This is a genomic window from Frankia sp. AiPa1 (genome assembly GCF_023243075.1).
In the GTDB taxonomy this organism is placed as follows: Bacteria; Actinomycetota; Actinomycetes; order Frankiales; family Frankiaceae; genus Frankia.
This window is the reverse complement of sequence record NZ_JALKFZ020000149.1, coordinates 1-25244: the sequence shown is the minus strand read 5'-3', so window position 1 is coordinate 25244 and position 25244 is coordinate 1. Positions and strand designations below refer to the sequence as shown.

The 25244-nt window shown below is 72.3% G+C and carries 20 protein-coding genes and 1 pseudogene; 15 read left to right on the top strand and 6 right to left on the bottom strand.

Annotation, left to right across the window (positions count from 1 at the left end; translation table 11 throughout):
* Nucleotides 1–144 precede the first annotated feature (144 nt).
* The 3 genes from MXD95_RS17065 to MXD95_RS17055 are packed head-to-tail and all read left to right on the top strand — an operon-like array spanning nucleotide 145 to nucleotide 3261.
* Nucleotides 145–1209, top strand: a complete 1065-nt coding sequence (locus MXD95_RS17065) for an ABC transporter permease (RefSeq protein WP_250641637.1) — start codon at nucleotides 145–147, stop codon at nucleotides 1207–1209.
* On the top strand, nucleotides 1206–2189 hold the full coding sequence (locus MXD95_RS17060; RefSeq protein ID WP_250641636.1) for an ABC transporter permease: 984 nt from the start codon (nucleotides 1206–1208) through the stop codon (nucleotides 2187–2189). The genes MXD95_RS17065 and MXD95_RS17060 overlap by 4 nt, the downstream gene beginning before the upstream one ends.
* The gene (locus MXD95_RS17055) at nucleotides 2182–3261 is read left to right on the top strand and encodes an ABC transporter ATP-binding protein (protein ID WP_250641635.1); all 1080 of its coding nucleotides are present in this window, start codon (nucleotides 2182–2184) and stop codon (nucleotides 3259–3261) included. Before MXD95_RS17060 ends, MXD95_RS17055 begins: the two co-directional genes overlap by 8 nt.
* Before the next feature lie 29 nt (nucleotides 3262–3290).
* On the opposite strand, the gene MXD95_RS17050 is transcribed toward MXD95_RS17055, so the two are convergent.
* On the bottom strand, nucleotides 3291–4409 hold the full coding sequence (locus tag MXD95_RS17050) for an RNA-guided endonuclease InsQ/TnpB family protein (RefSeq protein WP_480024049.1): 1119 nt from the start codon (nucleotides 4407–4409) through the stop codon (nucleotides 3291–3293).
* Nucleotides 4404–4595 (bottom strand): annotated as a pseudogene (gene tnpA, locus MXD95_RS29680) (IS200/IS605 family transposase); the annotation flags it as partial. The pseudogene tnpA and the gene MXD95_RS17050, both read right to left, overlap by 6 nt.
* A gap of 95 nt (nucleotides 4596–4690) precedes the next feature.
* On the opposite strand from tnpA, the gene MXD95_RS17045 reads away from it, so the two are divergent.
* The 8 genes from MXD95_RS17045 to MXD95_RS17010 all read left to right on the top strand — a co-directional run bounded on the left by MXD95_RS17045 (nucleotide 4691) and on the right by MXD95_RS17010 (nucleotide 19142).
* Nucleotides 4691–6058 carry an ABC transporter ATP-binding protein gene (locus MXD95_RS17045; protein ID WP_250641633.1) on the top strand — a complete coding sequence of 456 codons (1368 nt, stop codon included), beginning with the start codon at nucleotides 4691–4693 and terminating at the stop codon, nucleotides 6056–6058.
* Complete coding sequence (locus MXD95_RS17040) at nucleotides 6055–7131, top strand: LLM class flavin-dependent oxidoreductase (RefSeq protein WP_250641632.1); 1077 nt, start codon at nucleotides 6055–6057, stop codon at nucleotides 7129–7131. The genes MXD95_RS17045 and MXD95_RS17040 overlap by 4 nt, the downstream gene beginning before the upstream one ends.
* Before the next feature lie 71 nt (nucleotides 7132–7202).
* The gene (locus tag MXD95_RS17035) at nucleotides 7203–8324 is read left to right on the top strand and encodes an LLM class flavin-dependent oxidoreductase (protein WP_250641631.1); all 1122 of its coding nucleotides are present in this window, start codon (nucleotides 7203–7205) and stop codon (nucleotides 8322–8324) included.
* A 408-nt stretch (nucleotides 8325–8732) separates the two neighbouring features.
* Nucleotides 8733–9152, top strand: a complete 420-nt coding sequence (locus tag MXD95_RS17030) for a YciI family protein (RefSeq protein WP_250641630.1) — start codon at nucleotides 8733–8735, stop codon at nucleotides 9150–9152.
* Between the two features lie 224 nt (nucleotides 9153–9376).
* The gene (locus MXD95_RS17025; protein WP_250641639.1) at nucleotides 9377–10768 is read left to right on the top strand and encodes an RNA polymerase sigma factor; all 1392 of its coding nucleotides are present in this window, start codon (nucleotides 9377–9379) and stop codon (nucleotides 10766–10768) included.
* 150 nt (nucleotides 10769–10918) lie between these two features.
* Nucleotides 10919–15496: an nSTAND1 domain-containing NTPase gene (locus MXD95_RS17020; RefSeq protein WP_250641629.1), complete on the top strand. Its 4578-nt coding sequence runs from the start codon at nucleotides 10919–10921 to the stop codon at nucleotides 15494–15496.
* A gap of 38 nt (nucleotides 15497–15534) precedes the next feature.
* Entirely contained in the window at nucleotides 15535–17769 is a 2235-nt protein-coding gene (locus tag MXD95_RS17015) for a serine/threonine-protein kinase (RefSeq protein WP_250641628.1), read from the top strand.
* Nucleotides 17770–17927: 158 nt separating this feature from the next.
* On the top strand, nucleotides 17928–19142 hold the full coding sequence (locus MXD95_RS17010; protein WP_250641627.1) for a CaiB/BaiF CoA transferase family protein: 1215 nt from the start codon (nucleotides 17928–17930) through the stop codon (nucleotides 19140–19142).
* Nucleotides 19143–19294: 152 nt separating this feature from the next.
* On the opposite strand, the gene MXD95_RS17005 is transcribed toward MXD95_RS17010, so the two are convergent.
* The gene (locus tag MXD95_RS17005) at nucleotides 19295–20362 is read right to left on the bottom strand and encodes an Fpg/Nei family DNA glycosylase (protein WP_250641626.1); all 1068 of its coding nucleotides are present in this window, start codon (nucleotides 20360–20362) and stop codon (nucleotides 19295–19297) included.
* Between the two features lie 31 nt (nucleotides 20363–20393).
* Here MXD95_RS17005 and MXD95_RS17000 point away from each other — a divergent pair, with 31 nt between their 5' ends.
* Nucleotides 20394–20570 carry a hypothetical protein gene (locus tag MXD95_RS17000; protein WP_250641625.1) on the top strand — a complete coding sequence of 59 codons (177 nt, stop codon included), beginning with the start codon at nucleotides 20394–20396 and terminating at the stop codon, nucleotides 20568–20570.
* 132 nt (nucleotides 20571–20702) lie between these two features.
* Here the strand turns inward: MXD95_RS17000 and MXD95_RS16995 are convergent, their stop codons facing one another.
* Complete coding sequence (locus tag MXD95_RS16995) at nucleotides 20703–21014, bottom strand: hypothetical protein (RefSeq protein WP_250641638.1); 312 nt, start codon at nucleotides 21012–21014, stop codon at nucleotides 20703–20705.
* 225 nt (nucleotides 21015–21239) lie between these two features.
* Between MXD95_RS16995 and MXD95_RS16990 the strand changes: the two genes are divergently transcribed.
* Both MXD95_RS16990 and MXD95_RS16985 read left to right on the top strand, forming a co-directional pair.
* Nucleotides 21240–21473: a hypothetical protein gene (locus tag MXD95_RS16990; RefSeq protein ID WP_250641624.1), complete on the top strand. Its 234-nt coding sequence runs from the start codon at nucleotides 21240–21242 to the stop codon at nucleotides 21471–21473.
* A gap of 134 nt (nucleotides 21474–21607) precedes the next feature.
* On the top strand, nucleotides 21608–22333 hold the full coding sequence (locus tag MXD95_RS16985; RefSeq protein ID WP_250641623.1) for a GOLPH3/VPS74 family protein: 726 nt from the start codon (nucleotides 21608–21610) through the stop codon (nucleotides 22331–22333).
* Between the two features lie 68 nt (nucleotides 22334–22401).
* Here the strand turns inward: MXD95_RS16985 and MXD95_RS16980 are convergent, their stop codons facing one another.
* On the bottom strand, nucleotides 22402–22611 hold the full coding sequence (locus MXD95_RS16980; RefSeq protein WP_250641622.1) for a hypothetical protein: 210 nt from the start codon (nucleotides 22609–22611) through the stop codon (nucleotides 22402–22404).
* Between the two features lie 535 nt (nucleotides 22612–23146).
* On the opposite strand from MXD95_RS16980, the gene MXD95_RS16975 reads away from it, so the two are divergent.
* The gene (locus MXD95_RS16975) at nucleotides 23147–24997 is read left to right on the top strand and encodes an HEXXH motif domain-containing protein (RefSeq protein WP_250641621.1); all 1851 of its coding nucleotides are present in this window, start codon (nucleotides 23147–23149) and stop codon (nucleotides 24995–24997) included.
* 30 nt (nucleotides 24998–25027) lie between these two features.
* Here MXD95_RS16975 and MXD95_RS16970 read toward each other — a convergent pair.
* Nucleotides 25028–25244: tetratricopeptide repeat protein (locus MXD95_RS16970; RefSeq protein ID WP_250641620.1), on the bottom strand; the 217-nt coding region annotated here is incomplete at its 5' end.

The window sequence follows — 25244 nt, the reverse complement described above, 5'->3', positions numbered from 1 at the left end:
GGGGGGGGTGGGGGTGTGTTGGGGGGGGGGGGGGGGGTGGGGGGGGGGGGGGGGGGGGGGGGGGGGCCGCGCCGCCCCCCCCCCCCCCCCCCCCCCCCCACGTCCGTATCCGTATCCGCACCTGACGGGAGGGAACGCCCACCGATGACGACCCTGCAGATCGACCCGGCGGCCGGGCTCGCCCGCCCGTCGACACGCGCCGTCGCGATCCGGGCCGCCGTGCTCCGGGCGGCAACGACGCGAGGAGCCGGCCGCGGCCTGGTGCGGCTGCTGCGCACCACGCTGCTGGTCTGGGTGCCGGTGGTGCTGGTGTCCACGTTCATCACGTTCGGCCTGGGCGCGCTGACCGACACCAACCCGGCGGCCCAGGTGCTCGGCGAGACCGCGACCCCGGCGGACATCGCCCGGATGAACCACTACTTCGGCCTGGACCGGCCGTTCCTCGTGCAGTACGTCAGCTGGCTCGGCCACGCGCTGACCGGGGACCTCGGCCGGTCGTACTACACCACCCTTCCGGTGCGCGACAGCATCACCCAGGCGCTGCCGGTGAACATCTCGATCACGATCGTCGCGCTGGTGCTCGCAATCCTCATCGGCGGCGTGCTGGGGATCGGCGCGGCGCTGTCGGGCGGCGGCTGGTTCGACCGGGGGGTCACGATGCTGTGCTCGGCGGCGTCGACCGTGCCGCCGTTCGTCATCGGCATCGCCCTGATCGTGATCTTCTCGGTGACGCTGCCGATCCTGCCGTCGGGCGGGTATGTGGCGTTCGACCAGGACTTCGGCCAGTGGCTGCGCTTCGCCATCCTGCCGTCGCTGGCGCTGGCGGTGGAAGCGGCTGTGGCGATCGCCCGCCAGCTGCGGACGTCGCTGGTCGGGGAGCTGCGGGAGAACTACGTCACCGGGGCCGACGTGCGCGGCCTGTCACGACGCCGGGTCGTCTTCGGCCACGCGCTGCGCAACGCTGCGGGGCCCACCGTCACGATCGTCGGCTACTACGTCCCGCAGATCATCGGGGCGATGGTGGTCGCCGAGGCGGTCTTCAACCTGCCCGGCCTCGGCAAGCTCAGCCTGGACGCGGCGAGCAAGGGCGACATCCCGCTGATCCAGGGCGTCCTGGTCACCATGATCGGACTCGTCGTGGTCTCCAACCTGGTGGTGAACGCCGTCCTGCTGCGGCTCACCCCGCACGCGAGGAAGCGGGAACAATGAGCGGTCCGGTTCGCCAGGCCCTGCGGCTGCGCTCCGCGCGGATCTCGCTGGGCATCCTCGCCGTCGTCGCCGTCCTCGGCTTCTTCGGCGGGGCGCTCGCCCCCCACGACCCCCTGGCCCAGGACACCGCCCACATCCTGGCCGGACCGAGTGGCGCGCACTGGCTCGGCACCGACTACCTGGGCCGCGACGTGCTCTCCCGGCTGATGGACGCCACCGGCCGCTCGGTGGTCGGCGCCGCCCTGGCCGTCGCGGTGGCCTTCGTCATCGGTGTGCCGGCGGGACTCGGCTCGGTGTTCTTCGGCCGGTTCTTCGACTGGGCCGCCCAGCGGGTCACCGACGCGGTGATGACCCTGCCCTACATCATCTTCGCCATCTCGGTGACCGGGGTTCTCGGCAACCACCTGCCGCAGGCGATGCTGGCGATCGGGATCTTCCTGTCTCCCCTGCTGTTCCGGATCACCCGGGCGGCGGCGCTCACCCTCACCCGGGTGCAGTACGTGGAGGTCGCCGAACTGCTGGGCGCCTCCCGCTGGTGGATCATCCGCCGGCACATCTGGTCGAAGGTGCTGCCGACGGTGGCCGTCACCACCGCGCAGCTGTCCTCAGCGGTGCTGCTGGTCGCCTCCTCGCTGACCTTCCTCGGCATCGGGGTGCAGCCACCCGCACCGACCTGGGGCGGGATGCTCTCCAGCGACCTGGGCTTCCTGTCCCAGCAGCCCTGGGCACCGGTCATCCCGGCGCTCGCGATCGCCGTCACCGCCGGCGCCCTGAACGCGATCTCGGATGCCATCCGCGACACCTCCGGCCTCGCGGACACCCCGATCGCTCCCGCCGGGCGTGGCCGGCTCGGCCGCCGTACCTCCGACACCGGCACGACGCCTGACACCGGCGCGACGTCCGAGACCGGCACGACGTCCGAGACCGGCACGACGCCGGTGCTGGCCACATCCGCCCAGGAGGCGAGCTTCGATGGCTGAGCCACGTCGCGTCCCCGCCACCGGGACCGTCGATTCCCCGCCGCCGGACGCCGAGGCCGCGCCGGTCCTGCTGAAGGTCGACGACCTGCGGGTCACGGTCGGCGGTGGTTCGGCCGAGGCCGTGCACGGGGTGTCGTTCGAGGTCCGCCGGGGTGAGTCGATCGGCATCGTCGGCGAGTCCGGCAGCGGCAAGACGCTGGTCTGCCGGTCGGTGCTCGGGGTGCTCGCCCCCGGCTGCGCGGTCAGCGGGGGCACGATCGACTACGCCGGGACGTCGCTGGTCAACCTGCCCCGCAAGGCCTGGGACGCGCTGCGCGGCACCGGCATCGCCGCGGTGTTCCAGGACCCGGCCTCCTACCTCAACCCGTCGGTCCCCGTGGGACGCCAGGTCACCGAGCAGCTGCGCGTGAAGCTCGGCGCCTCCCGCCGCGACGCCCGCCACGCCGCCGTGCGCCTGCTCGCCGCGATGGGCCTGCACAACCCCGAGCGGGTCTACCATCAGTATCCGCACGAACTGTCCGGCGGCATGCTGCAGCGGGTCGTGCTGGCCATCGCCGTCTCCGGCGACCCGGCGCTGCTGATCGCCGACGAGGCGACGACGGCCCTGGACGTCACCATCCAGGCCGAGGTGCTCGACCTGCTCGCGTCGCTGCGCGCCGAGCGGGGCCTGTCGGTCATCGCCGTCTCGCACGACCTCGCCGTCATCGCCGAGCTCTGCGACCGGGTGCTGGTCTTCTACGCGGGCGAGCTGGTCGAGGCCGGACCCACCGCCGAAGTGCTACTCGCCCCCCGTCACCCCTACACCGAGGCCTTGCTGCGAGTCGCCTCCGTCGGCAGCTGGGAGCGGCGCACCCTCGCCGTCATCGACGGCCAGCCGCCCCCGGTCGGCGCCACGATCACCGGCTGCCGGTTCGCCGACCGGTGCGACTTCGCGACCGAACAGTGCCGCAGCCAACCGGTACCGCTGACCGAGCTGGCGGACGGACGGTCCGTGCGCTGCCTGCGCGCGCAGGAGATCGCCCTGCATGGAGCCGGAGCCGAAGTCGCCGCCGAAGCGGGAGCAGCCTGGTGACTCCTCCACCGGCTGAGGCCGGCGGCTTCTCAGGACGACGGTGTCGCGGCCTGAAGGGCCAGCCCGGCCCTGAGGATGTTGACGGCCGCGTTCACGTCGGCGTGCGCGGCATGCCCGCACCGCACGCACAGAAACGTGGCCTGCGTGAGCCGGTTCTCCGCCGCGACGTGCCCGCACCCCGGGCACCGCTGGGAGGTGTGACGGGGGTTCACCTCGACGACGAGCCGTCCGGCGCTTTCAGCCTTGGCGCGCAGTACGTTGAGGAACACCCCCCACCCGGCGTCGTGAATGCTCTTGTTGAGTCCGGACTTGGCGGCCTGGCCGTTCGGAAGGAACCCCCCGGCGCTGTCGGGGTCAGGCCTGGGCCTGGCCCGCTTGACCATGCCCTTGATGTTCAGCTTCTCGACCACGATCAGGTCATGATCGGCGACGATCTCGTTCACGGTCTTGTTCGCGAGGTCGACGCGTTGCCGGGCGACCTGCCGGGACAGGACGGCGACCCGCTGGACGGCCATGCGGCGCCGCTTCGAACCGCGCCGCTTGCGCGACAGGTCCCGCTGCGCGTCGGCCAGCCTGTCGGCGGACCGCCTCAGGAAACGCGGGTTGCCGTAGTGTTCGCCGTTGGAGTCGGTGACCAGCGACGCCACGCCAAGGTCAATGCCGACCACGGCGCCGGTCGGCGGCAGCGGCTTCGAAGGGACGTCGTCGCAGGACAGGATCAGGTACCAGCGGGCACTCTCGCGCTTGACAGACAGGGTCTTCACCCTGCCCCGCACGGGCCGGTGCTGGTGGACCCTGACATGCCTGACGCCCTGAAGGCGGACGAACGTCCGCGTCGGGTGCTCGGGCTGCGAGTCCCACCGGCAGCCGTCGTTGTCGACGGGCCACGTCACCGTGTCGAACCAGCCAGCACCCTTGAACCGCGGGTAGCCGGGCGTCTCCCCGGCCTTCACACGGCGGAAGAACGCCTCGAACGCGAGGTTGAGCCGGCGCAGGGTGGCCTGCTGGGAGGAGAACGACCAGCGGGCCAGATCCGGGTCGTAGGCCCGGATCTCCTTCAACTGCGCCGACTGATCCCCGTACCTGACCTTCGTCTTCGACGGGTGCGCGTAGGCGTCCCGACGTTCCTGCAACGCCGCGTTGTGCACCTGGTCGGGCTCGATCTCCAACGCGACGATCGGCCAGCCATGCTCGGCGCACTTCTGCTGGATCAGCGTGTCCAGCCGGTCGCGAACCTGACCCACCAGGACAGCCCGGCGGTACTTCGGGCACCAGACGACGTGGTAGCCGAGGTCGTAGACCCCGCCTGCCCATCCGGACACCTGCCGCGCCATCCCGCCGACTTCACCGGCGCGATTCATCTAACGGTTGCGGTCTGCACCGGACTTCCCTGCCGCCCAAAGACGGCAGTCCCCTCCGGAGGTATTTGATGGCCGACATCCACCTCGCCGCCCCCGACACGATCCGCACCGGCTCCGTCTCCGGCCCAGTCCCCGAGCCCCTCCCCGCGCAGCCCGCCCGCGCGAGGGCCACGACCGCGGCGTCACCCGCCGCACCGCCACCCGCCGAGCCGCCGCCCGTGACACCGCCGCCCGGTGGAACGTCGCCCGGTGGAACGTCGCCCGGTGGAACGTCGCCCGCCACGACGGCCGCGGCACCATCGCCGGGCGCAGCCGCGTCGGCGGCGTCATCGGCGGTTCTGCTGCGGGTCGAAGGGCTCGGCGTCTCCTTCGCCGAGCGGGGCGGCATCGGGCGGACCCGCGTGCTGGACGGCGTCGAGCTGACCGTGCGGCCCGGTGAGATCGTCGGCATCGTCGGCGAGACGGGCTCCGGCAAGACGACCCTGGCCCGGGCGATCGCCGGACTCACCCCCGCGGACCGCGGCCAGGTCGAGCTCGACGGCCGGGACATCGCCCGGCTGCGCGGGCGGGCCCAACGCCGCTTCCGCCGCGGTGGGGCGATCCAGTTCGTCTTCCAGGACCCCCTGCGCGCGCTCGACCCGGAGCTCACCCTCGGGGAGAGCATCGGCGAGGGGATGGCCATCGCCGGCACCGCCGGACGGGCGCGGCGGGCCGAGCGGGTGGCCGGGGCTCTCGCCCAGGTCGGCCTCGACCCGGCCGTGGCCGAACGGCGACCGGCACAGATCTCCGGCGGTCAGCGCCAGCGGGCCTCGATCGCCCGGGCCATCGTCGCCGAGCCCCGGCTGCTGCTGTGCGACGAGCCGGTCAGCGCGCTCGACGCCTCCAACCGCAACCACATCCTGATCCTGCTCGACGAGCTGCGCCGCCGCTTCGACCTCGGCATCGCGGTGATCTCCCACGACCTGAGCTCCCTGGCCGGGATCGCCGACCGGGTGGTCGTGCTCTACCGGGGACGGGTCGTGGAGGACGGCCCGATCGCCGACGTGTTCGCGAGCCCCCGCCACCCGTACACCGCCCTGCTGATCGCCTCGGCGCCGGACATCCATGGCCGCGACCGGCAGGCCGCCGCCGCGCTACGACCCGCGCCGGACGTGGATTCCCAGAGCGTTGGGCCACGCCCGGACGCACGCGACCGTGGTGGCTGCGTGTTCGCCCATCGCTGCCCGTTCGCGACCGTCGACTGCGACGGCGCCCCACCACGGGTGGACGCGCCCGGCCGGTCATCCGGCGACTGGATCGCCGCCTGCCACCACCTCGACACCTGGCGCAGCCACCGCGCCGCCTCCGCCGCATCAACAGCCACTGCCACTGCCACTGCCACTGCCACTGCCACTGCCACTGCCACTGCCACTGCCCGGAAGGAAACACCGCTGTGAGCATCGAGTTCATCGGAATCGCCCACACCGCCGCGGGCAGCGAGGCGCAGGGCTTCGGCGGACCGGCCGTCGACCCCGGCTTCCTGGACCAGATCATCCACACCCACGAGGACGCCGGGTTCGACCGGGTGCTCGTCGCGCACAGTTCCGCGATGCCCGACGGCTTCGTCATCGCCGACCAGATCCTGTCCCGCACCACCACGCTGAAGGTGTTGCTCGCGCACCGTCCCGGCTTCGTCGCCCCGACGATCGCCGCCCGCACCTACGCCACCCTGGACGCCTTCCACCCGGGCCGGATCGCCCTGCACGTCATCACCGGTGGGGACGACGCCGACCAGGCCCGGGACGGGGACCTGTCCGACAAGGTGACCCGGTACCGCCGCACCGACGAGTTCCTCGACGTCCTGCGCCTGGAATGGGAGTCGGCGACGCCGTTCGACTACGACGGCGAGTTCTACCAGGTGCGCGGCGGCCTTTCGTCCGTGCGTCCACCCGCCGGGCGCATCCCGGTCTACTTCGGCGGGGCGTCGACGGACGCGGTGCGGGTCGGCGGCAGGCACGCCGACGTGTACGCGTTCTGGGGCGAGCCGCTGGCCGGGATCATCGAGCGGATCAGCCAGGTGCGGGCCGCCGCCGCTCCGTACGGGCGCGACACCCGGTTCAGCGTGAGCCTGCGGCCCATCCCGGCCGACACCGAGCAGGCCGCCTGGGAGCGGGCCGCGCACGTCCTCGAGCTCACCCGGGAGCGGATCGGCGAGGTGAAGAAGGTCTTCGGCATCGACGGTGCCGCGCAGGTCGGCAGCCAGCGCCTGCTGCGCTACGCCGCCGAGAGCGACGTGCACGACAAGCGGCTGTGGACCGCGATCGCCAAGGCCACCGGTGCCGCGGGCAACTCCACCGCGCTGGTCGGCAGCTACGAGCAGGTCGCCGAGTCCCTCGTCGACTACGTGAACGTCGGCGTGTCCACCCTGCTCATCCGCGGCTTCGACCCGGTCTCGGACGCCCGTGACTACGGCACGCTCATCCGCCTCGTCCGCGAGCAGACCGTCGAGCGCGAGCCCGTCTCCGCCTGATTCCGCCTCCGCTCTCCGTCCCCCGCAGAACCCGCAGAACCCGCACGTCCAGTAGCAGGAAGGTTGCGCGCATGTCCCTCGAGATCCTCGGCATGGTGGGTACCAAGGAGGCGTCGGAGACCCGCGGCTCCTACTTCGACGGGCCCGCGGTCGACACCGCCTACCTGACCCGCTTCGCGCAGGCGCATGACACCGCGGGCTTCGACCGGGTGCTCATCGGCTACAGCGCGGTCTCCCCGGACGGGTTCGCCGTCGCCGGCCACGTCCTGGCCAACACCGATCGGCTCGGCGTGCTCATCGCCCACCGGCCCGGGTTCGTCCAGCCGACGCTGGTCGCCCGCAAGCTCGCCACCCTCGACCACCTCACCGGCGGCGGCCGGGTCGCCATCCACCACATCTCCGGTGGCAACGACGCCGACCAGCGCCGCGACGGCGACTTCGCCGACCACGACACCCGCTACGCGCGGACCGCCGAGTTCATGAGCGTGCTGCGCCGCACACTCAGCTCCGACGGTCCGTTCGACCACGAGGGCCGCTTCTACCGGTTCGAGGGCGCCTTCAGCACGGTCAAGCCGGTGCGTCCGGGCGGGATCCCGCTGTTCTTCGGCGGTCAGTCGCAGGCCGCTGTCGAAGTCGGCGCCGAGCACGCCGACACGTACATGTTGTTCGGTGAACCCCTCGCCGAGACCGCCGAGCGCATCGCACTGCTGCGGGCCGCGGCGGCCAAGCATGGCCGCACCCTGCGGTTCAGCCTGTCCACCCGCCCGATCGTGGCCGACACCGAGGACGATGCCTGGGCCCGGGCGGAGGCCATCGCCACCGAGACCCGCCGGCGCATCGAGGCCGTCGGGCCCGGGGGTACGGCGGCGGCCTCCCTGGGAGTTCGCAGCTTGGGCACCACGCAGTCCGAGTCGTCCGCCCGGATGCAGCGCGCCGCCGCCCGCCAGCAGGTGTACGACGAGCGGCTCTGGTTCGGGGTGACCGCGTTGACCGGCCCGGGTGGCAACTCCTCCGGTCACGTCGGCACCCCGGCGCAGGTCGCCGACGCGCTGCTGCGCTACCACGAGATCGGCGTGGACACGTTCCTCATCCGCGGATTCGACCCGTACGAGGATGTCGTCACCTGGGGCAAGGAGCTCATCCCCGCCCTGCGCGCCGGCGCCGACCGCATCCGCCAGCCCCAGCCCGCCTGAGCGCTCCCCTCCTCTCCTCCTCTCCTCCTCCCCCGGCGCCGCGCCCGGGGCCGGGGGAGGAGGAGCCCACCGAGTCACGTTCCGTGAACGGACTCCCGGAGCTGGGCGGATCCAAGATCCAAAGAGGTCGCTGTGGGGGCATCCACGTCCGATTAGCCCCCGCGACGACCTACTTGTGCGGATCTTGCCCGACGGGCCGCCGCGCGGAGTGACGACCATGGGGCAGAGGGGGGCCAGCGCCTGAGCCCTGGTCGCTGACCGTGCCGCGCCCGGCCGTTCTCGTACCTCCCGGAGAGACGTCGGCGAAAAATCTTCGACGAATCCGCGGGCTGGTGTCGATGCGCGGGTTCGCCGTTCGACCTGTGGGTGAGAGGGTCGGACGGCGGCCCGGAGCAGGGAGATCGACACATGCCCAAGTTCATGCTGATCATGCGCAACACCGACGAGTCCCTCAAGCGGATGATGGAGACGCCGTTCGAGGAGATGCTCGACAAGGTCGGCCGGTTCAACGAGGAAATGATCACTGCCGGGATCCTCCTCGCGGCCGAGGGCCTGGACGACCCGAGCCAGGGTGTCGTCGTCGACTACGAGGGCGAGACGCCGCTGGTCACCGACGGCCCGTACGGGGAGACGAAGGAGCTGTTCGGCGGGTTCTACCTGGTGCAGGTCGCCTCGAAGGACGAGGCCGTCGAGTGGGCGCGCCGGATGCCGACCATTCCCGGCGCGAAGTGCGAGATCCGCCGCGTGCCGGGGATCGACGAGTTCCCCCAGGACAACGAGTGGGTCATCAGGGAGCGGGCCTGGCGCGAGCGCACCGGCCAGCTCTGATGGCGGGCGCCACCGGCCCGGCCGCCAGCCCACCCCCAGCCATCCCGGGCGGTGACGCATCACCGGATGGTGACGCCGATCCGGAGTGTGTGGCGCCTCCGAGCGGTGACGCCGATCCAGCCGGCGTGGCGCCTCCGGGCGGTGACGCACGCCCGCACGGTGACGCACGCCCGGACGGTGACAGCCCGCACGATGATGGCCGTGCGGAATCGGCGCGGCGGGCGGTGGAGGCGGTGTGGCGGATCGACTCCGCCCGCATCGTCGGCGCGCTCGCCCGGTTCACCAGGGACTTCGCGCTGGCCGAGGATGTGGCCCAGGAGGCGGTCACCGAGGCACTCGTCGCCTGGGCCCACGGCGGTGTTCCGCGCGACCCGGCGGGGTGGCTGCTCACGACGGCCCGGCGGCGGGCGATCGACTCCTTCCGCCGCCGGGCGGCGCTCGATGAGCGGTATGCCCGCCTCGCTCGCGACCTCGCCGAGGGCAAGGCCAGCTCGGGGGCTCGGATTCCCCCAGCGATGTCCGCGGAGTCGATGCCCGCGACGTCGACGTCCGCGGCGGCGACCTTCCCGGCGGAGCGGGGATCGTCGGACGGGGAGCTGCCGTGGGATCCCGATCGGGTCGATGACGACGTCCTGGCGCTGATGTTCGTGGCGTGCCATCCGGTGCTCGCGCCGCAGGCCCGGGTCGCTCTGACCCTGCGCGTGGTGGGCGGGTTGACCAGCGAGGAGATCGCGCGGGCGTTCCTCGTCTCCACCTCGACGATCCAGGCTCGGATCACCCGGGCGAAGAAAACGATCGCCGCGGCGGGTGTGCCGTTCGCGCTGCCGCCGGCCGAGGATCGGCCCGCGCGGCTCGGCGCGGTCCTCAGCGTGCTCTATGTGATCTTCACCGAGGGGTCGACCGCGACCTGCGGCGACGATCTGCTGCGTGCGGACCTGGCGTTCGAGGCGATCCGGCTGCTCCGGATGCTCACGGCCCTGCTGCCCGGCGAGCCCGAGGTGCAGGGGCTGCTCGCCCTGTGCGAGCTCACCGCGGCCCGCTTCCCGGCGCGCACCGGCCCGGACGGCGAGGCGGTGCTGCTCGCCGACCAGGACCGGCGCCGGTGGGACCGGGCGGCGATCCATCGCGGGCTGGCCGCGCTCGACCGGTCGTCCGGCGCGGGGCGGGGCCTGGGTCCCTATGGCCTGCAGGCGGCGATCGCGGCCTGCCATGCTCGGGCGCCCTCGGTGGCGGCGACCGACTGGGAGCACGTCGTGCTGCTCTACGAGGCGCTGGGCCGGATAGCGCCGTCACCGGTCGTCGAGCTGAACCGTGCGGTGGCCGTGGCGATGGCGAGCGGCCCACTGCCGGCGCTGACGATCGTCGACGCGCTGGCGGCGGGCGGGAAGCTCGATGGTTCGCATCTGCTGCCCAGCGTGAGGGGCGAGTTGCTGGCCCGGCTCGGCCGGACCACACAGGCGCGCGCGGAGCTGGAGCTGGCCGCCCGGCGGTGCGGCAACGGCCGCGAACGCGCGGTTCTGCTCCGCAAGGCCGCACGGCTCACCGACGGCAAGGCCGGACCGCTCACCGACGGCGAACAGACCGATGGCCGATCACTGGATCGGGGTCACGATTGATCGATATAATTCCGGCAGCCGCGTGGGGGCGCGTGGCCGCCTTCGCCATTCCCACCCCGGGTACCCGGGCGCCTCGGGCGCCGTGGGCTTGCCAGGCATCGCGGGCGGGTCGGTCGGAAGGCTCGGGGGAAGCAGTACGGGGGATTCACCATGGCCGGTGTCCGCGCGAGCGAGCGCACTCACCTTGACGCGGCGCAGACGCGGGCGGTGCTGGTAGGCGTCGGGACGCAGCGTCCCGGCTCCGGCATCGCCGCGGTCACGCAGGCGCGGCGCACCGTCACCGATCTCGCGGCAGCGCTGGCCCGGGGCATCGGGTTGGACGGCGCGCGGGTCCGGCTGGTCACCGATCCCGCCTCGCCGGCGGAGGTCACCGAGGCGCTGTCCGCGGCCGCGGCCGAGGCGTCCGACCTGCTGGTGTTCTGGTACGTCGGAGCCATCCTGCGGGGCGCGCACGGCGAGATCTCCCTCTCCACCGCGGGCACCGAGGGCAGCGGCGATCGGCTGGCGGACACCGGGTTGGGCTTCCTGGAGGTCATGGCGATCGCGGCGAGCAGCCGGGCGCGGCGCGTCGCCCTGGTCATCGACGCCTACGAGGCGGCCGGCCCGCAGGCGGCGGCCCGGCCAATCGGCGGGGCCGCGGGGCCGGCGGGGCGCATCGACGTGCTCGTCTGTGGCGCGGGGGACCTCGCGGCCCTGGCCTCGCCCGGCGCCGAGCGCACCGCGCTCACCGGACTGCTGGTCTCCCTGCTGGTCGACGGCGACCCGGACGGCCCCCCCGAGCTGACGCTGGAGGACCTCTACCGGCGGACACGCCTACGGCTGGCGCAGGCCCCGCCGCCCCGGCGGATCTCCAGCAACTGGGCGAACCACCTGGTCGTGGCCCCGAACCAGGCCCACACCTCCCCCGGGCCCGAGATTCCCAGCGAGGGTGGCTCCGGCGGCCAACCCGCGGCCGCTCCGACAGGCGCCGCCGCGCTCGGCACGCGGGCGACGGCGACGGCCGACGAGGCCGGCGATGGTGGCGGCGGCACGTCCGGCGAGGGCGACGACGATGACGACGTCGCCACCCGGCGGGTGGAGCCGCCCGTCGTCGCCCGGCAGGTGTGTCCGTACCCGGGTCTGACCTCGTTCGACGCGGCCAGCGCCCAGTGGTTCTTCGGGCGGGAGCGCGCGGTCGAGGACCTGCTCGGCCGGTTGGAGGCCCGGCTGGGCGCTTCCGGGCCGCTGGTGGTCGTCGGCGCGTCCGGCGCGGGGAAGTCGTCGCTGCTGCGGGCCGGTCTCGTGCCGGCGCTCGCCGCGGGTCGGATTCCCGGTTCGGCCCACTGGCCGCGGGTCGTCATGACCCCGACGGCGCAGCCGCTGCGGGAGCTCGCCGCACGGCTGGCGCAGGCCACCACGGTGCCGGTGGTGGCCGCGACCCAGCTCGAGGCACTGACCGGCGATCCGGACCGGTTCGGCGCCGCCCTCGCCGAACTGGTCGCCCTGCGGACCGACGACGCGGATGATCCTCGACGGCAGGTGCTTCTGGTCGTCGACCAGTTCGAGGAGCTGTTCACTCTCAGCGACGAGGCGGACCGGGGCGTCTTCGTTCGCTGCCTGCGGGCGATCACCACGCCCCGCGCCGACGGGCCCGCGCCGGCCGTGGTGGTGCTCGGCGTGCGCGCCGACTTCTACGGGCACTGCGCCGCTTTTCCCGAGCTGCTCGACGCGCTGCAGTCGGGGCAGGTCGTCGTCGGCACGATGACGGCGGACGAGGTGCGCACCGCCATCGTGCGCCCCGCCGAGCTGGTCGGCCTGACCTGCGAACCCGGCCTCGTCGACCTGCTGCTGCATGGGCTCGGCGCGGCCGGCGACGGGACGGTCGTGGCGGACCCCGGGGCGCTGCCGCTGCTCGCGCACGCCCTGCTCACCACCTGGCAGCAGCGCGAGGGCCGGGCGTTGACGGTCGCCGGGCACCTGCGCGGCGGCGGGCTCGTCGGCGCCATCGCGACCACCGCCGAGGCCGCCTACGCCGAACTCGACCCGACCGCCCAGGCGGCGGCCCGCGAGCTGCTCATGCGGCTGGTCCGCATCGGCGAGGGCACCGACGACACCCGTCGGCGGATGCGGCGCGAGGACCTGCTCGACGAGCTCAGCGACACCGGCGCCGGCAGCCGGGTGCTCGACGCGTTCACCTCAGCCCGCCTCATCACGACGGACGCCGACAGTGTGCAGCTCGCCCACGAGGCCCTACTGCGCTCCTGGCCGCGGCTGCGGCAGTGGATCGAGTTCGACCGGATCGGCGCGCTCACCCGCCAGGAGCTGACCGAGGCCGCCGGGCGCTGGGACAACGGCGGGCGCGACCCGTCCTACCTGCTGTCGGGGACGCGGCTGTCGACCGCGCGTGAGTGGGCGGACGTCGGCGACCACCGCGCCGGGTTGTCCGGCACCGCGGCGGCGTTCCTCGACGCCAGCCTCGAGCGGGAGCAGGCTGCGGCCCGCGCCGCGCGGCGGCGCACCCGGCGCCTCCAGCAGCTCGTCGCCGGGCTGACCGTGCTCGTCCTGTTCGCGGTCGCCTCCACGGTCTTCGCACTGCACCAGCGCTCCACCGCCGTGCATCAGCGGGCGTTGGCGCTGTCCCGGCAGGTCGCCAACCAGGCCGCCACCCTGCGCAGCTCCGACCCGCTACTGGCCGCGCAGCTCAGCCTGGTCGCCTACCGCTACGCCGACACCACCGCCGCCCGCGGCGCCGTGATCAACTCGCTGTCCAGCGGCTACGGGTTCGCCACCCGTCGGCTCACCGGGCACTGGGCGGCCGTCACCACCACCGCGTACAGCCCGGACGGGCACATCCTCGCCACGGGCGGCAACGACTGGACGACCGACCTGTGGGACGCGCGCAACCCGGCGCGGGCCACGCCGATCGGCAGGCTGACCGGGCACCGGCTGGCGGTGAAGGCGGTGGCGTTCAGCCCGGATGGCCATCTGATCGCCACCGGCAGCGACGACCGCTCGGTCCGGCTGTACGACATCACGAACCCGGCGAAGCCGGTGTTCCTCGCGGCGCTGCCCACGCTGGCGTCCACCTCGGTGTTCGGCCTGGTGTTCAGCCCGGACGGGCGGACCCTGGCGGCCGGGGGCTATGCCTCGGACGTCCGGCTCTGGAACGTCTCCGACCCGCGGCGCCCGGTGGCCGGCGCCGACCTCGTCGGGCATCGCGACGAGGTCCGCACCCTCGCCTACAACCCGGCTGGCACGATCATCGTCACCGGCAGTGAGGACGGAACGGCCCGGCTGTGGGACATGACCGATCCGGCGCGGCCCCGGGAACTGTCCCAGCTGTCCGGGCAGGTCGACGCGGACGTGCTGCTCGACCCGAGCAACGAGGTCCGCTCGGTGGCGTTCAGCCCGGACGGCCGCAGCGTCGCCACCGGCAGCGTCGACACGTCCGCCCGCGTGTTCACCGTGACCGACCCGGCGCATCCCAAGCAGGTCTACCTCGACGACCAGACCACCGCGATCAGCGCGGTCACGTTCAGCCCGGACGGGCAGGTGCTGGCGGAGGCTACTTCCAGCTACGTCAAGCTGGCCAATCCTTGGCACAACGACGATGCGCTGGAGATCCTCCCGCACCCGGCGAAGGTGCTGGGCATCGCCTTCAGCCCGGACGGGCGGACGCTCGCGACCGGGGCGGCGGACGCGTCGGTGCGCCAGTGGTCGGCGCTGGACTACACGATCGTCGGGCATGTCAAGTTCATCTGGAACGCGCTCGTCGCGCCGAACGGGCGCTTCCTCGCCACCGGCGACTACGACAACACCGCGATGATCTGGGACCTCGCCAACCCGGTGCGACCCAAGGCGCTGCAGACCCTCACCGGGCACGAGGGCGCCATCGGCGGGCTGGCACTCACCGGCGACAGCCGCACCCTCGCCACCTCCGGTCAGGACGGCCGGATCATGCTGTGGGACACCTCCGATCCGAAGCACGTCACCCGGCTCGCCACCATGGCCGAGGCCCAGTACACCGTCGGCGAGCTCGCCTTCAGCCCGGACCATTCGACGTTGTACTCCGCCGTCGGCGACGGCGAACTGGCCGTCTGGGACGTCCGCGATCCGCGCCATCCCCGGGCGCTCACCCGGGTCAACGCCCACCGTTTCGGCCTCACCGCCGTCGCCGTGAGCCCCGACGGCCGCACCCTGGCCACCGGCGGCCCCGACCACCAGCTTCGGCTGTGGGACGTGCGCACCCCGGCACACCCCACCCCGCTGGCCACCATCGGTGGCTTCTCGGCCACGGTGAACAGCATCCGGTTCAGCCCGGACGGCGCGACGATGGCCGTCGGCACCGAGAGCCAGGTGCGCACCTGGGACGTGCATGACCTGCGCAAGCCCGTGGCGGCGAGGACCTATGTCGGCGCCACCGATGTCGTCAACGCCGTCACCTACACCCCGGACGGCCACGGGCTGACCGCGGCCGTGGGCGACGGCACCGTCGTCACCTGGGAGGTGAACCGCCCGGCCGCCTCACCCATCCGCCTCGACGGTCGACGTAACGGCGTGGTCGCGGTCTCCTACACCCCCGACGGCCGTTACCTGATCGGCGGCCCGAACCAGGTGGTCGGCTTCGTCTGGGACACCGACCCGGAGCAGGTCATCACCCAGATCTGCGCCGGGATGGGCGACCCGATCACCAAGGCCGAGTGGGCCCGCTACCTCCCCGACCTGCCCTACCGGCCACCGTGCCGGTGAGCGGATCTCGGTGACGAGGTGTCAGTGACGAGGTGCCGGTGACGATCGACCGGACCCGCCTCGCCGCCGGCCTGCCCCGCTACGAGATCGGCGAGCTGCTCGGCCGAGGGGCGTTCGGCGCCGTGTTCGCCGCCCGCCAGCGCCTGCTCGATCGAATGGTCGCCATCAAGGTGCTGGATCTCGCCGACTACCAGGGCAACGACCAGGCCCCGGACGCCCGCGCCCCGCACGCCCAAGGGCAGCTCGATGCCGACGCACACGCCCGGTTCGCGGCCGAGTCCCGGGTGCTGGCCAGTCTCGACCATCCGCATGTCGTGAAGGTCCTCGACGGCGAGGAGTTCGACGGTCTCGGCGTACTCATCATGGAGCTGCTGCCACGGGGAACGGTACGTGCCCGCGCCAGGGCCGGCGGCCTGCCGCTGGCCGAGATCTGCGCGGTGGGGATCGCGACCGCCGAGGCGCTCGGCTATGCCCACGCGGCCGGTGTGCTGCACCGCGATGTGAAACCGGCGAACCTGATGTTCGCCGCCGACGACACCCCAAAGGTCGTCGACTTCGGCATCGCGAAGATCATCGAGAATGTCGGATCGGCGATCGGCACCGTCGCCGGAACCTACCCGTACATGGGCCCGGAGATCTTCGGCTTCGGCCAGCCCGGTTTCGCCACCGACGTCTACAGTCTCGGCGTCGTTCTCTACGAACTGCTCACCGGGCGCCTGCCGTTCGGGCCGAGACTCACCTTCGCCGAGTATGGCCGGCACCATCATTCGGTCCCGCCCCCGCCGATGACCGGCGTGCCGGCCCCGCTGGCCGAGCTGGTCGGGCGCACACTGCACAAGGACGCGGCCCGCCGGCCCTCGACCCGGGCCCTCGCGGTCGAACTCGCCCGGGCCGCGGCGACGCAGCTCGGGCCCGGCTGGCTCGGCGACTGCGGGCTCCCGCTGCACGTGTCCGATGACATCCGCGACGCCGCCCGCGGCGCCCACCGTGCTGCCCAGCCCAGGCGTGGTGCCTGGCGAGGAGCCCGGCGCGGCACCGCACCCACCACCCCCGCACCCGACACCCCCACGCCCGACACTCCTGTGCCCAGCCCGTCGGCGTCCGGATCCTCGGCCGACGCGTCGCCGTCCGCGGTCGGGTTGGGCACGACGCCACTCCCGTCCGCGGCACCACAGGCGGCGCCCGCCTCGGGTCCACCGTCCGTGGTCACCCGACGCTGGCGTCGCCCCCGCGCGGGACGAGGCACTTTCGAGGGCCCGGCCAGTCCCACCGGCCCCACCGGAACCAACCCGAGCGCCGGTTCCGCCAGCGGTCCGGCCACCGGGGCCGCCGCTGGTGCGGTCACCCCCGCGGGCCGGGGCGGATCGGCATCGGGCCGGACCGGCGGCCTCGCCGGCGGCACCCTCGATCATCCGGCCGGGATCGCGGCCGCGAGCGACGGCACCGTGTACGTGGCGCAGACGATCCGCCATCGGGTCGTTCGCGTCGCACCGGACGGGCGGATCAGCGTGGTCGCCGGCCGGGACGGCAGCGGGTTCGCCGGAGACGGTGGCCAGGGCCGCGACGCCCTGCTCGACAGCCCACGGGCCGTGGCGCTCACTCCCGGCGGAGATCTGCTGATCGCCGATACCTTCAACAACCGCGTGCGGCGGGTCACCCTCGATGGGATCATCAGCACCGTCCTCGGCGGGACGACCCCGCCCGATGGTCCGGACCTGCGGCATCCCTGCGGACTGGTCGTCGACGCCGCGGGAACGCTCTACGTGGCCGACACCGGCCACCACCGCATCCTGCGGCTCACGCCGGGCGGCAGCGTCGAGCATCACGGCGGGACCGGCATCCCCGGACTCAGCGGCGACGGCGGCCCGGCCACCCGGGCGGAGATCAACGCTCCGCACGGTCTTGCCCTGGACCGGTCCGGGCGGCTGTATCTGGCCGACACCGGCAACGGCCGGATCCGCCGCGTCGACGCGGACGGCACCATCAGCACCATCGCCGGGACGTTTCCCGGGCGGCGCCAACGCATGCCCGACCCGGCGCCGGCGCTCGCGGCGGTCCTGCACCGGCCGCAGGAGATCGCCCTGGCCGCCGATGGTTCCTGCTTCGTCCTGGACATCGCCGAACAGCAGATCTACCGCATCACCCCGGACCTGCGGCTGCTGCGCGTCGACCTGCCGGCCGGACCGGGCGATGCCCGCGGAATCGCGCTCGCCCCGGACGGCGTTCTGCTCGTCGCCGACGCCGCCGGACGTGGCCTGCTCCGGCTGGGCTGACCCGAACCGCCCCGACGCGGCCGCAGGAGCTGCATGAACGGATGCGGATCGCCGGAATCCCGACTAGGCTCAAATGCGGATCATCAGGGGCATGCGCGGCGACCGGGCTTCACGGTGCCGCGGACCAGCCCCATACCTCGAGGCTGGGAGTTGGGCGGATGACGGCCGTGATGCAGGGCGTACGCATTCTTGAGGTCGCGGAACACACCTTTGTCCCCGCCGCGTCGGCGCTGTTGGCCGACTGGGGCGCCGAGGTGATCAAGATCGAGCATGTCGAGCGCGGCGACGCCATGCGGGGTCTTGCGTCCAGCGGCGTCATGCAGATGACCGGCAGCATCCACCCGCTGCTCGAGCATTCGAACCGCGGCAAGCAGAGTCTCGCTCTGGACCTCACCACCCCCGAAGGCCTCGAGATCCTCTACAAGCTGGTGGCGACGGCCGACGTCTTCCTGTCCAACAAGCTGCCACGGGTGCGCACGAAGCTGAAGATAGACCTCGAGACGATCCGCGCCCTCAACCCGAACATCATCTATACCAGTGGCACCGGTCAGGGCGAGCGGGGACCGGACGCGGACAAGGGCTCCTACGACGCGCTGGCCTTCTGGCACCGCTCGGGGCTGTCCGTCGGCCTGGCCAGGCCGGAGTACGGGCACGTCCCGGCACCGCCGGGACCGGGGTTCGGTGACTCGATCGGCGCGATGACGATCGCCGGCGGCATCATGGGCGCGCTGTTCCATCGAGAGCGCACCGGTGAGGCGACCACCGTCGACGTCTCGCTGCTGGCCAGCGGGATCTACTCGATGGGCCAGGCGTTCGGGCTGTCCCTGCTGCTGAACAGTCCGTGGACGCCGCCGCCCGGGGACGGTTCCCCCAACCCGCTCACCGGGAACTACCGCACCGCCGACGGACGTTGGCTGGCATTCGTCTGCCTGCAGGCCGGGCGGTACTGGCCGCTGCTGTGCGAGTCGATCGAACGGCCGGACCTCGCCACCGACCCGCGCTTCGCCGACCATGGCTCCTTGCTCGCCAACCATGTGGAGGCCAAGCAGGCTCTGCGCGAGACCTTCGCGAAGCGGCCGCTGTCCGAGTGGCGCGAGCGCCTGGAGACCTTCATCGGCCAGTGGACCGTCGTTCAGGACACCCTCGAGGCCACCGAGGACCCACAGACGGTCGCGAACGGCTACATCCAGGAGTGCGAGACCGCCTCGGGTGAGAAGTTCCGGCTCGCCGCCGCGCCCGTGCAGTTCGGCGGTGAGCCGGCCGCGCCGAAGCGGGCGCCCGAGTTCAACGAGCACGGTGACGCGATTCTCGCCGATCTCGGCTACGACTGGGACACCGTCGTCGACCTGAAAGTTCGCGGCGTCGTCGCCTGACCTGGGCTGGAGCCAGGGTTTAGGTACCGACCTGGGTGGCTTTCCGGGGCCGATCCGTCGTCACGCGCAGCGGCGAGCAGGGCAGTGGCGGGTCGGCGGTGGGAGAGGGCTCGCTGGTCGTGACGACCGGAGCTGACGGTGACGGCAGGGGCTCATCGAACCGAGCTGAGCGAACGCCCCGGAGCCGGCTGGCAGCCGGGGCACCAGAACAGGTTGCGTCCGGCCAGCGGGCCGGTACGTACCGCGGTGCCGCAGACGAGGCAGGGCAGGCCGGCGCGGCGGTAGACATACACCTCGCCGCCGTGGTCGTCGACCCGCGGCGGGCGCCCCATCGCCTCCGGCATGTGCTGCGGCCGGACGGTGTCGATGCGACCCGTGCGAACGCCGTCGGCCATCAGCGCGACCAGATCCGACCAGATCCGCGACCACAGTGCCGGCGAGACATCCCGACCGGCCAGCAGCGGCGGCACCCCCGCCCGGAACAGCACCTCGGCCCGGTAGATGTTGCCCGGTCCGGCCACCACCGACTGGTCCATCAGCAGGGTGGCGATCGGAGTGCGGCTGCGCGCGATGCGCCGGTACGCCCGATCCGGGTCGGCGTCGGACCGCAGCGGGTCCGGGCCCAGCCGGTCCCGCAGGACTTTCAGGTCGCCCGGTTCCAGCAGCTCGCAGGCATTGGGCCCGCGCAGATCCGCATACCAGACATCCTGGGGGTGGGGGGCGACGTGAGCGCCGTGGGCATCGTGGGCGCTGTAGGGCATCGTGGGCGCTGTGGTCAGCCGTAGGCGGACCGCTCCCGTCGGCGCGGGGGCCGGCCCCTGTCCCAGCGACCAAGCTCCGTAGATCCCAAGGTGCACGTGCAGGACGAGAGCCGGTTCACCAAGCCCGATTCGTGGGCCTGGCGCCGGCGGCGCGGTGATGCGCGCCCCGGGCTGCCGGGCGCGACTCGCCGCGGACTCCGCCGACCCTTCGATGTCGGAACCGGATTCGGCTGTGCCACCAGATCCCAGATCATCTGTTCCCAGACCGTCCGATCCGAGACCGCCGAATCCGAGCAGCAGGTGCTTGCCGTGTGCCTCGGCACCGGTCAGAATCTGCCCGTCCAGGCGGTGTGCCCCGGCGGTGAACCGACCCTGCGGGCTCGACGCGCGGACCGGGTGCCCGCGGAACATCCGCTGATGCGCAGCCGAAAGCCGGTGCACAGTGTGTCCTTCGGGCATGGTCGGACAATCGTACCGGCCAGATCGCCGCGTGGGTATCTACGCCTACGAGGTCGGGCCGCAGGGAGGGGAGGTTCTGGAGTTCCGCACCTCCACCAGTTTCGACATTCAGGTGCTGGCCCAGACGGTCGACCGGTGGCGGGCGGTCGTGGCATCGCTGCGGGCCGGTCCACGGGTGACCGCTGAGGTCGCGCCGGGCGCCGGCTGAGAGCTACCTCGGTTGCCGCCAGCCGGACAGGCCAGCGGCAACCGAGAGCCGTACACATTCCTTGGGCACCGGAAACCGGGCCTATTCTAGGCGCCTACGTGGTGCTCTGGTCAGGCCCGGCTTCCGGTTGGATCACTGGGCGCCGAACGGGCGGTTCTGCTGGCTGGCGCCAATGCGCTCGTTGCCCAGGTTGTTGCGCGCGCCGATGCCGACACCGACACCAACGCCGACCAGCTCGCGCAGGCGGTTCTCCACGTAACGCTCGCTGTGGTTGGTCTTGTCCGCGATCCGGGCGACGAGGTCGTTGATGTCAGTCGCCGCGTCGAGGTCCGCGGTGCTCACCTGACCGAACTGGTCAAGGATGTTGTAACGAAGCTGCCGCCAGTTCTGCCGCAACTGCTGCTCGACCTGCTGCCGCTGCTGCTCCTGCTCGGCCTGCGCCATATTACGATCTCCCTTGTTCTTGGTCATTCTTTCCGGTGGTGTGGTGCGCGGAAAACATAACCCAAGACGACCGGCAGTGGAACGACGCGAAGCAGAAATGCGTAGACTATTGTCGGATGTCGAGGACACGGCCACCCGGGCGAAATCGCGTCGCTCGGCCGGCGACACCGCAGATGACCAGATCCGACCCGGCGGACCAGTCTCCAACGCGTTTCGACGGTGGCGATGGAACAGGTCGTAGTGGAATCAGCGCCGCGGGCGAAGGGCGGCGACACCGTCGGCGCCGCCATCACAACCGGCTCGTCGGTGCACACCGCCGATCGCTTCGCTCCGCTCGGCACCGTGCTGCCTGTTCGCGGCGGCCCGCCCGCGCGGCTGGAGCGCCTGCTGCGGGCACGCCAGAACGCCCAGCTCAGCCTGACCCGACAGGTGCTGGCCACCGACCGCCCGCCGACGTAGGCGGGCAGTTCACCCAGAATGCCGAACAAAACGAGAGGGGAAACACCAGAAATTGAACCCTGTATTCCAGGTGTCAACATCGACCTCCGGTGCGCGCTTCACCTGGAGATGAGCGACATGCGATGATGTCGACCATGGAGGTCACGACTGCCGAGAAATTCCTTCTCCTCACTCTGGACGACGCGGGCGCGGATACCGCTGGCCTCGGTTCCGAGTTCGGTCTCGCCGCCGCCCTCGTCTCGGATCTGGTCGCCGCCGGTCATCTCGTGTTCGACGCGGAGAACCAGGCACTGAGCCCTGGTCAGACGTCCCCGGACAAAGCCGCGGACGCACCGCTGGCCTCGGCATATGACGTGGTGACTGGACACGGTGCGCCCATGGCGGTCGACGCCGCGCTCGCCCGGATCGTCCAGGCGAGCGCCGGGCTGCCGGGCGCTGTGGGGGTCCGGCTCGTGGACGCCGGCGTCCTCGGCGACACCACGGCCCGTGTCCTCGGGCTGATCAGGGTGCGGCGCCATCCCGTCCTCGACCCGGCGCCCGGTCGTGCCACGCGCGAGGAGCTCCTGGGCGCCCTCGGCGTGATCACCCAGGTCTCCTCTGCCGAGCCTGGCCCCGCTCCCGGGGTCTCCCGCGCATCTGGGCCCGCCAGCGAAGCGGCTGTGCTGCTGGCGGTCCTGCGGCCGTTCGGCTGGATCAAACAGGTCACGACGAAGGAGCAGCGCCCGGCGGCCCAGGCCCGGGCTACCGAGATCGTCGCCGCCGCCGCGCTTCCCCGCGCGCTCGGCGCTGCGGTCGAGGCCGCTCGGACCCGGCGGGTGGTGCTCGCGGCGTCCACCGCGACCATCTCGGCCGCGACCTGAGGTGCTCCACACCGGCCGGCATGAAACCGCCTGGATGACACACTCCGTGTTCATCCCGCTCGAACAGCTCATCCCGCTGGTCCGACGGCCGCCGCAGCGCGACTGGGTCGTCGTCGCGGTGCACCCCCGGGCAGCAGGGACAAGGTGATCACACCCTCGCGGAACGGGGTGTCCCAGTCGAAGTCCTCCACGATCAGTGGCAGTGCGCCGCCGATCACGCCCGTGTCGTGGCCGAGGAGCAGACCACCGAGGCCGGCGAAGACCGCTGCCCTGGTCACGTACGGGTTCCGGTCCCGTCCCGCGGTCCTGCCTGACGCGGTTGCGGCATCGCTGGTCATCGAAGCCTCCGGTGCTGACTCCCCGCGGGTCGCAGCGGTCGTCTACCCCGTGCCCGGCGCCGGAAAGCAGTACGGCGCACGCGGTCCGAAAACGTGCGACACTGGATCTCACGGCACCAGATGTCACGGGCACCAGATGTCACGGCGTCAGACGTCGCACAGAGTGAATAAACACCGGGTAGAAAAAGGCCAGGCCAGGCAGCACATCCGGCCGCGTCAGGTCGCGATCCCGCCGCATGAAATCTGCGGGAGGCGGTATCAGCGGAAAGCGAGTCACTCATGCCCGACTCCGAGCCACTGATTGAGTCAATGCTGGTCGATCTCGGCGCAACGGGTCTCACCGAGTTGCGTACACACGACACGGCCGCGCTCCGGCAGGCGGTAAGCCGGGTGATAGATCAACTTGACGACGCGGATAACCGTTTCGGTGGCTACCGAGAGTCGTGTAAGGCGTGAGCATGAGACGCTTCTTTTCATGACCCCGGGTTCGCTGGGCCGGCTGCAGCTTGTTCCGCACCGGCTGACAGCGCGCGATTTCGACGCGATCGCCTCCGGTAGGGGCGACGCGGCGGTGCTGGGCCGCCTGCGAGCCGCCGAGCACAGCCGCCGGCTCCTGTTGTTGCGGGCGCTGCTCGACACCGTGCGCGGTCACCCTCAGGCCCACGGCCCGCTGCCCTCGGCGGACCACGCCTGGGACCTGTTGGAGCGGGCCGAGCACCGCGACGCCGCGCAGGTGGCAGCCGTCCTCGACCATCCGGCGACCGGTCTGTGGGCGGTGTCGACCCTGCGGCGGCTTCGCGGTCGCCGCCACGACGACAGCCCGCTGTGGGTGGAGGTCGGCCACCTGCACGCCATCGCCGCCGCGGCGGCGATCCGGGCGGGAATCTCGTTCCGCTCCAGGCTGCCGGTCCGACGCGGCAGTGTCGTGCTCCCCACGCTCGGGCACGCCCGCCTGCCTGGGCTGGCTCCCTGGGAGTCCGCGGACCTTGTGGTCGGCGACGGGCCGCCGCTGGTTGTCAGCCCCCGGGGCGAGGAGATCCGGTGCGCTGACGACTCCCCGGACGGGTCGTGGCTCTCCCTGTCCGCCATCACTCTCGAGTGCGACGGCGTCCGGCTCCAGGCGCTCATCGACGATGTGGACCCGTACCGGCATGTGCTCCATTCGGCGCTGCCGGTCCCGCTGCCCAGTGCGGCGTTGGAACGCTGGCGCGCGGTGTTCCACGGAGCCTGGCAGATCCTCGCAAGGGACCACGTGGAGGAGGCCATCGAGGTCGGCGAGCTGCTGCGTTCCGTGGTCCCCAGCGCCGCGGCCCCGCGTCATCGTCTGCGCAGCGCATCCTCGGGCGATGCCTTCGGCGCGGTTCTTCTTTCCGTCCCGGAAAACGAGGTGCAGCTGGCCGCAACCCTCGTCCACGAGATGCAACACGCCAAACTTGGCGCCCTGCTGCACCTCACCGACCTGTACACGCCGGGCGGCGACGCGCATTTCTACGCGCCCTGGCGAGATGACCCGCGAACACTCGGCGCCCTGCTCCAGGGAATTTATGCCTTTGCTGGTGTGACCCGTTTCTGGTGTCGTCGACGGGCCGTATCGGTCGGGCCGGACGCACTGGCCGCGAACTTCGAGTTCGCGCGGTGGCGCGAGGCCGTACGGCACGCCATGGAAACCGCTGCGGGCTGTTCGGAGCTGGGCACGCTCGGCCATCGGTTTCTGCTCGGTCTGTCGATGGTGGTTTCCGGCTGGCTGGCCGAGCCCGTACCGCGCCCCGCTCTGCGGCTGGCCGGCGCCGTGCACGCCGACCATCGAGCGGGATGGCGGCTTCATCACCTGCGCCCCTCGGACCGGGCGGTCGCCGACCTGGTCGAAGCCTGGTCGGGTGGGCGGGCGGCCCCGGTCGACGCGCTGCGCACAGAGCCCGAGGTGGCCGCGGATCCCACGGTCGCGGGGCTGGAGGCGCGAGGGACGCTGGTCCGGCACTGGCTGTACGACGGAAAACCGCCGCAGGCCTGGGCCGCCGGCTCCGCCGAGCTGGATCGTCAGGTTCGCGGTGCGTTGCCGGCGGACCTGGCCTGGCTGGCCGGGGACACGTCCGCCGCGCTCGCCGGCTTCCAGAGCGTCCTCGACCGGTCCCCCTACGATCCCCACGCCTGGAGCGGCCTCGGGCTCGCCGCCCGCGACGCGTCGGACGACCAGGCCGCACTGGCACTGCTCGACCGGCCCGAGCTGGTCCGCGCGTTACATCGCGCGCTCCGCCCGGCCGGGCAGGCGCATCCGCCCGACCGGATGGAGCTCGCCCGCTGGATCGGCCAGGGCCTGCGGGCCTGAGGACCCATCGGCGGCTGGTCGGGCCGCCGGCTACAGGGGCATGGGGTCGATGTCGCAGTCGGCGCGGACCCAGCCGGCGGCGTTGCGGGTGGCGGGGTGGTTGATGCCGAGGGTTTCTCCCATGTGTGTGACGGTGGTGGTGTGGAGTTGTTCGGCGTGGGTGGTGTGGCCGAGTCGGCGGAGGTCGATGGCGAGGTTGGTCTGGGCGGCGAGGGTGATGGGGTGGGTGGTGCCGAGGAGCCGTATG